The organism is uncultured Brevundimonas sp. (genome assembly GCF_947305955.1).
Classification (GTDB): Bacteria; Pseudomonadota; Alphaproteobacteria; order Caulobacterales; family Caulobacteraceae; genus Brevundimonas.
Map to the genome: position 1 here is coordinate 1 of NZ_CAMZFB010000077.1, position 7261 is coordinate 7261.

Below are 7261 nucleotides of genomic sequence, written 5' to 3' on the forward strand. Positions count from 1 at the left end.
CGGGCCTTTTCTTTGGGGGCTGCCCAAGAAAAAGCCCCGCCGGATCGCTCCGGCGGGGCTTTTCAAATCCCTGAGGACTTCAGCGATTAGCCAACGATGTCGGCGTCGGTGAAGAACTGGGCGATTTCGATGCCGGCGTTTTCCAGCGAGTCCGAACCGTGGACCGAGTTTTCGCCGATCGACAGAGCGAACTGCTTGCGGATGGTGCCTTCAGCAGCGTCGTTCGGGTTGGTAGCGCCCATGATTTCGCGGTACTTGGCGACGGCGTTGTCACCTTCCAGCACTTGGACGACGACCGGCTCGGCGGTCATTTGCTCGACCAGCTCGCCGTAGAACGGACGCTCAGCGTGGACAGCGTAGAATTTTTGAGCTTGCTCGGTGGTCAGCTTCACGCGGCGTTGGCCGACGATGCGCAGGCCTGCACCTTCGATCACAGCGTTGATGGCGCCGGTCAGGTTACGACGGGTGGCGTCCGGCTTGATGATCGAGAAAGTACGTTCGGTCATGGTGGTGACTTCTTGTTTGGGAAAAGGTTGCGGGCTTATAGCGTTCCGCGTCCCTATTTCCAACACCCCCTATCAGTTGTCGGTTTTGTTGCGTAACAAGCGGCCCAAACGACACAAACAGCTCAACCGGCCGATATGCTTCAAATTACCAACCTGACCTTCAGCGCCTGGGGCCGCCAGTTTCTGGACAATGCCTCGGTCAGCCTGCCACCGGGCTCCAAGGTCGGTCTGGTGGGCCGGAACGGCATCGGAAAGTCCACCCTGTTCAAGATCATCCTCGGCGGTCTGGCCGCCAACGGTGACGAGGTGTCGATCCCGAAGAACGCCCGCGTGGCCTCCGTGGATCAGGAACACCCCGCCACGCCCGTGAGCGTGTTGGACACGATTCTGGAGGCCGACAAGGAGCGCCACGAGCTTCTGACGCGACTCGAAACCGCCGAGCCCGAAGAGATGGGCGAGATCTGGGGCCGCCTGATCGAGATCGACGCCGACAGCGCCCCGTCGCGCGCGTCGGAAATCCTGATCGGTCTGGGCTTCTCGCAGGAGGACATCCAGCGTCCGATGTCGCACTTCTCGGGTGGCTGGCGGATGCGTGTGGCGCTGGCCGCAGCCCTGTTCGCGGAGCCGGACCTGCTGCTGCTGGATGAGCCGACCAACTACCTCGACCTTGAAGGCGTGGTCTGGCTGGAAGCGCGCCTGAAGCGTTATCCGCACACGGCGCTGATCATCTCGCACGACCGCGACCTGCTGAACTCGGTCTGTACGCACATCCTGCACCTGTCGAACCGCAAGCTGGACCTGTACACCGGCAACTACGACACCTTTGAAAAGACCCGCGCCGAAAAGCTGCGCCTTATGCAGGCCAATCAGGCCAAGCAGGAAGCCGAACGCGCCCACCTGCAGAAATTCATCGACCGCTTCAAGGCCAAGGCGTCCAAGGCCACGCAGGCCCAGTCGCGCGTGAAGAAGCTGGAGAAGATGCAGCGCATCGAGCTGCCGCCGGAAGAGCGCGTGGCCCCCTTCATCCTGCCGTCGCCGGAACGCCCCCTGCCCCCGCCGCTGATCCGACTGGAAAAGGCCAATGTCGGCTATGAGCCGGGCAAGCCGATCCTGAAGAATCTGAACCTGCGTATGGACCTTGACGACCGGATCGGTCTGCTGGGCGTGAACGGCGCGGGCAAGTCCACCTTCGCCAAGCTGATCGCCAAGGCGCTGCAGATCGAAACGGGCGAGTTCCACCGTGACGGCAAGATGCGCGTGGGCTGGTTCCACCAGCACCAGATCGAGGCGATGGACCCCGAGGACACGCCGCTGCAGATTATTCTGCGCGCCATGCCCGAAGCGTCCGAAAACAGCCGCCGCTCGCGTCTGGCCCAATGGGGTCTGCCCTTCGAGAAGCAGGACACCAAGGTCGGTGCCCTGTCGGGCGGCGAGCGCGCGCGACTGCTGCTCAACCTCGTGGCCATGGATGCGCCGCACATCCTGATCCTCGACGAACCGACCAACCACCTTGATATCGACAGCCGCCGCGCCCTTCTGGACGCGCTGAACGAATATACGGGCGCTGTTATCCTGATCACCCACGACCGCTCGCTGATGGAGCTGGTGGCCGACCGACTGTGGCTGGCCGCCGACGGCACGGTGAAGCCCTTCGAGGGCGATATGGACGACTATACCAAGTTCGTCCTTGAACGCGCCAAACAGGGCATGAAGCCCTCGCAGGTGAAGAAGGAAGAGGCCAAGGCCGAGCCCGCAAGCGGCGCTCAAGCAGCGGACGCCCGCGGCGGTAGCGATAGCGCCCGACCCAAGAAGAAAACCAAATCCCCTTCCACCCTGCGCCATGCGGTGAAAAAGGCAGAAGAAGCGATGAACGCCATCTCGGCCCAGATCGCCAAGCTGGACGAGGACATGGTGGCCGCAGCGGCCAATGATCCTAAGAAGTTCGAGTCGCTGAGCCGCCAGCGCGCCAAGTTGCAGACCGATCTGGAACAGGCCGAGGCCGACTGGATGGCCGCCGAGCAAGCGCTGGCCGAGGTCAGCTGATCCGGCGCGGATGCTCCAAACAAAAAGGCCGCCCCATCAGGAGCGGCCTTTTCTTATGCCTTAATCGCAGTGTCTCAACCGCAGGCGACGCGGGTGATCTTCTCGTCCTCACCATAGGTGAAGGTCACGCGATTGCTGCGGTAATCCATCGTGGCCATGCAGTCGGCGCACAGGACGCGGAACACCACCCCTTCGGGCGCGGCGGGCAGCGATTGGCGCGGCTTGCCGACATAGGACTGCCAGTCCTCGACCTTGCACTGGCCTGTCTCAGCCGTGACGACCGGATCAGGGGCTTGGGTCGAAGCGCATCCGGCCAAGCTCGCACCGATCACCGCCAACGAAGCAAAAACCTGAAGTTTCATCTCTAAATCCTTGTTTTTCCCGATCAACCGCAACGCACAGAGGCGACGACATTGGTCTGGCGGTCATAAAGGATGGTCAGGCGATCCTCGCGGTGATCCTCGGTAATGGCGCAGGCCGTGCAGGTGACACGGCGGTTGCTGACATCCACCGGCACAGGGATTTCACTGCGGTTACGACCGACCAGCCACTGGAGTTCGGCGGCCCCGCAGCGGTCACCGGCGCTATAGGTCCGCGCAGGCTGTGACTGGGGCTGGGACTGGGTCGAATAATAGGGAACTTCCGTCGGCGAAACGGGCGTGTGCGCCACGGTCCCGTACGGCGACTGGGTGGGATAGTTCGGGCGGGTGCTGGTGGCCGTCGGCCCGCATGCCGCGAGCACCAAGGCCGTCGTCAGGCCGAGCGCGCCCAGCGCCCTTCCTCGTCCTGCTTCCAGTACTGAAGCGAGGCCCCGCCGTCCTTCAGGCTGCGCCAGCGATTGCGGGCGTGCTGAACTGATTGGTCGTTCCGTCCGTCGAAGATAATGAAACACCGCGCGAACTCCTCCGTGGGACCCAACTCTGACTCGTCGACGATGAACAGCGTCTGAGCAGAGTTCAGATTCTCACCCGATTCGGTGAGTAACACAGGTTGGCGATCGGGATGTTCGGCATCCGCACGACCGTGCGGCAGGAAGCTGTCGGCGCGATAGGTCCACAGCATTTCGTCGATGTCATCGACATTGGCGGGGGTAACCCGCACCAGGGCGCGCCAGCCCTTCTGGAGGGTTTTCTCCAGAAGGCCCGGCAACACCTGTTCGAGCGACGAACGCTCGAGGTGGTAGAACCAGATTTCCGTTTTTGCGTCGGACACCTAGGCCCTACCCCCGATTTGAAGCGATTTAGGCTTCGTACTTGTCCGCGACCATCTGGTCGAGCAGACGCACGCCGTAACCGACAGCACCATCCGGCACGGTCGGGTTGGTCGAACCCTTGACCCATGCGGTCGAGGCGATGTCCATGTGCGCCCACGGCACGCCGTTGGTGTGGCGTTGCAGGAACAGGGCAGCGGTGATCGAACCACCGGCGCGGCCATTGCCCATGTTCTTCATGTCGGCAATCGGGCTGTCGATGTGGCGGTCGTATTCCGCCGGAATCGGCATGCGCCAGGTCTTTTCGCCGACCTTCGGACCAGCGGCAGCGATGTTTTCAGCCAGCTCGTCCGAGTTGGTGAACACGCCAGCGTATTCATTGCCCAGCGAGATGATAATCGCGCCGGTCAGGGTGGCCAGGTCGATCATGAACTTCGGATTGAAGCGGTCTTGGGTGTACCAGAGCGCATCGGCCAGAACGAGGCGGCCTTCGGCGTCGGTGTTCAGCACTTCGATGGTCTGACCCGACATCGAGGTGACCACGTCACCCGGACGCTGGGCGTTACCGTCAGGCATGTTTTCCACGAGGCCCAGAACGCCGACAGCGTTCACCTTGGCCTTGCGACCAGCCAGAGCATGCATGACGCCGGTCACGGCAGCAGCGCCGCCCATGTCCCACTTCATTTCTTCCATGCCCTCGGCCGGCTTCAGGCTGATGCCGCCGGTGTCAAAGCACACGCCCTTGCCGACGAAGGCGATCGGCTGTTCGCCTTCCTTGCCGCCGTTCCACTGGATGACGGCGAGCTGGCTTTCACGGACCGAGCCTTGGCCCACGCCCAGCAGCGAGCCCATGCCCAGCTTTTCCATCTCGGCTTCGCCGAGGATCTCGACCTTGGCACCCAGCTTTTCCAGTTCCTTCACGCGACGCGCGAACTCGGCCGGATACAGGATGTTGGCAGGCTCGGAGACCAGATCGCGCGAGAAGTAGACGGCGTCGGCCACAGCCGACATCGGGCCAAAGGCTTCCTCGGCGGCCACCGGATTTTCGGTGACGACGCGGACCGTCTTGATCGACGGGACCTTCTCGGGCTTTTGCTTGGTCAGGTATTTGTCGAAGCGGTAGGCGGCCAGACGGGCGGCGAAACCGGCGCGGGCGGCCTGTTCCGGCGTCAGGTGCGTGGCGTCGATGGTCAGGGTTTCGGCACCCGACAGCTTCACGGCAGCATAGGCCGAGCCAGCATAGGCTTCGACAGCCAGATCATTGAACTTTTCGGCGCTGCCTGCGCCAACCAGCAGCACCGCATCGGCGCTCACGCCAGCCGGAGCGATGACGTTAAGGGTGGAGTTCGAAGCGCCCTTAAAGCGGCCAGACGACATGGCCTTGGTCAGGGCACCCGAAGCGGCGGTGTCCAGCCCGGCACCGAGGCCAACGAGTTGGCGATCTTCCTGCACCATCACAGCGAGGATCTGTGACTGTTCGGCGGAAGCAACGAACTGAATTTGCATTAAACCTCTCCAGCCAAGGAAAAGCATCCACGGCGGCGTTTGATTTCAACATGAGCGCACCGATGGTTCCACCGCCGCACTCGGACGTGTATTACATGGGCCGCATCGCCTTCGCCTGCAACCAAAAGCAGGCTTTCCAACAGCGCAATTTCATTAAATGACCCTTATACAAAGGTATCTATTCCGCCAGATCGGCCTGCCAGTACTGGCGGCTATGGGCGCTCTGGTCGGAATTGGCCTTTTGAGCCAGTCGCTGGAACAGCTCGAGGTCATCGTCGAGCGTGGCCAGAGCCTCTGGGTCATGACCAAGCTGACCGTTCTGGCCCTGCCGCAGCTTCTGGCTGTGATTCTGCCCATCGGCCTGTTCGTCGGTGCGCTGATTGCACTGACGCGCCTGCAACGCGATCAGGAACTGACCGCGGCCTCGGCGGCGGGTATGAGCCGGATGGAAGTCATCAAGCCCGCCATGGCGATTGCTCTGATTGTCACCATCGTCGGCATCCTGACCACCACCCTGTTGCAGCCGTGGGGCCAGCAGGCAGGCCGCCGTCAGGCCTTTGCCATCCGTACCGACCTCGCCTCGCTGCTGGTGGAAGAAGGCCGCTTTGTTCAAGGTCCGGACGGCCTCGCCGTCTATACCCAGCAGATCGAGCAGAACGGCCTGATGCGGAACCTGTTCGTCTATATCGACGACGGTAAAACCGTGACCAGCTGGGATGCCGAAACTGCCCGCTTTACCCGCATCGAAGGCACGCCTGTCCTGACGATGCAGAACGGCTCGATGCAGCGGTATTCGTCGCGTGAGGTGCTGAACCACCTGTCGTTCGACAACTATGCCATCGACCTGACGCCCTATGCGCGTGGCACCGACCAGAGCATCCGTTACAAGGCGACCGATCTCTATCTGCCGCAACTGTTCGCCCCGAACGAAGCCACCATCAAGATGGCAGGCTCGCGCTCCGAACTGGCCGCCGAGGCGCACAGCCGCCTGACCTCGCCGCTCTATGCGCTGGTCGGCATGGCCTTTGCCGTCGCCGCCATCATGGGTGGTGGTTATAGCCGAACCGGCTACACCAGCCGCATCGCTCGCGCGGCGGGTCTGTTCCTTCTGGTGCGCGTCATCGGCTACGGCCTTGTGGCCGCCGCCGCTTGGAACGGATGGCTGAACATCCTTCAGTATCTGCTGCCGCTGGGGGCCACCGCCTTGGCCCTGCGCCACATGTTCCGCGTGCTGAAACCGCGCCGCGCTTTGTTTAAACGCCCCACCAACGCGAGGACGGCCTGATGCGTCTCGCAAGACTTGAACGCTACGTACTGGGCCAGCAGCTGAAGGCTCTGGGCGTCGCCCTGGCCATCATCTCCGCGCTGGTGATGCTGATCGACTTTGTCGAGGTGTCACGAGGCCTGAACTCTGACGGCGAGCTGTCGGCCCTGCAGATCTTGGCGCTGATCGGGGCCAAGTCGCCCAGCGTGATCGTGCAGCTGCTGCCGTTCGTCTTCCTGTTCGGCACGCTTGGAGCCTATGTCAGCCTGAACCGCCGCAGCGAGCTGATCGCCATGCGCGCGGCGGGCATTTCGGCTTGGCGCTTTGTGCTGCCTGCCGCCGCCTGTGCCTTTGTGTTGGGCATTGTCACCATTACCACGGTCGGCCCTCTGGCCGCATGGGGCGACAGCGTCTGGCAGAGCGAGCGCGCCCGCATCAGCGGTGGCGGTGCCCCCGTGGCCGAGGCCAGTCAGCCTGTCTGGCTGCGCGAAGGGGACGAAACGCGCCAGATGATCATCCGTGGCGAAAGCCAGAACCGCACCACCGGTCAGCTTCTGGACGCCACCTTCTTTATCTACACTATCACGCCCGAGGGTCAGCGCCGCTTTACCGAGCGCGTCGATGCCGCCACCGCCACTCTGACGGCGGGTCGCTGGCGTCTGACGGGTGTTGTTGGGGGTCAGGGCGGCCAACAGGCTGTCCGCTACGACACGCTGGACCTGCCGTCCCACC

The 7261-nt window shown here is 62.9% G+C and carries 8 protein-coding genes; 3 read left to right on the forward strand and 5 right to left on the reverse strand.

The features are described from left to right. Positions 1–86: 86 nt before the first annotated feature. Positions 87–506, reverse strand: a complete 420-nt coding sequence (gene ndk, locus Q0Y42_RS13645; protein WP_292054172.1) for a nucleoside-diphosphate kinase — start codon at positions 504–506, stop codon at positions 87–89. Positions 507–641: 135 nt separating this feature from the next. Between ndk and abc-f the strand changes: the two genes are divergently transcribed. Then, complete coding sequence (gene abc-f, locus Q0Y42_RS13650; RefSeq protein ID WP_297804829.1) at positions 642–2549, forward strand: ribosomal protection-like ABC-F family protein; 1908 nt, start codon at positions 642–644, stop codon at positions 2547–2549. A 74-nt stretch (positions 2550–2623) separates the two neighbouring features. Here abc-f and Q0Y42_RS13655 read toward each other — a convergent pair whose 3' ends face one another. Genes Q0Y42_RS13655 through Q0Y42_RS13670 form a run of 4 tightly spaced genes read right to left on the reverse strand, consistent with a single transcriptional unit; the run spans position 2624 to position 5265 of the window. After that, a complete protein-coding gene (locus tag Q0Y42_RS13655; protein WP_297804832.1) occupies positions 2624–2911 on the reverse strand; it encodes a hemolysin in 288 nt (95 codons plus the stop codon). A gap of 23 nt (positions 2912–2934) precedes the next feature. Beyond that, positions 2935–3291 (reverse strand): hypothetical protein, encoded by a 357-nt coding sequence (locus Q0Y42_RS13660; RefSeq protein WP_297804834.1) that lies wholly within the window; start codon positions 3289–3291, stop codon positions 2935–2937. 11 nt (positions 3292–3302) lie between these two features. Continuing rightward, positions 3303–3761, reverse strand: coding sequence for a DNA polymerase III subunit chi (locus Q0Y42_RS13665; protein WP_297804837.1), 459 nt, complete (start codon positions 3759–3761; stop codon positions 3303–3305). Between the two features lie 28 nt (positions 3762–3789). Then, positions 3790–5265 carry a leucyl aminopeptidase gene (locus tag Q0Y42_RS13670; protein ID WP_297804839.1) on the reverse strand — a complete coding sequence of 492 codons (1476 nt, stop codon included), beginning with the start codon at positions 5263–5265 and terminating at the stop codon, positions 3790–3792. Positions 5266–5422: 157 nt separating this feature from the next. Here Q0Y42_RS13670 and Q0Y42_RS13675 point away from each other — a divergent pair, with 157 nt between their 5' ends. Further along, positions 5423–6550 (forward strand): LptF/LptG family permease, encoded by a 1128-nt coding sequence (locus tag Q0Y42_RS13675; protein ID WP_297804842.1) that lies wholly within the window; start codon positions 5423–5425, stop codon positions 6548–6550. Continuing rightward, the coding region (locus tag Q0Y42_RS13680; protein WP_297804844.1) for an LptF/LptG family permease at positions 6550–7261 on the forward strand (712 nt) is incomplete at its 3' end. The genes Q0Y42_RS13675 and Q0Y42_RS13680, both read left to right, overlap by 1 nt.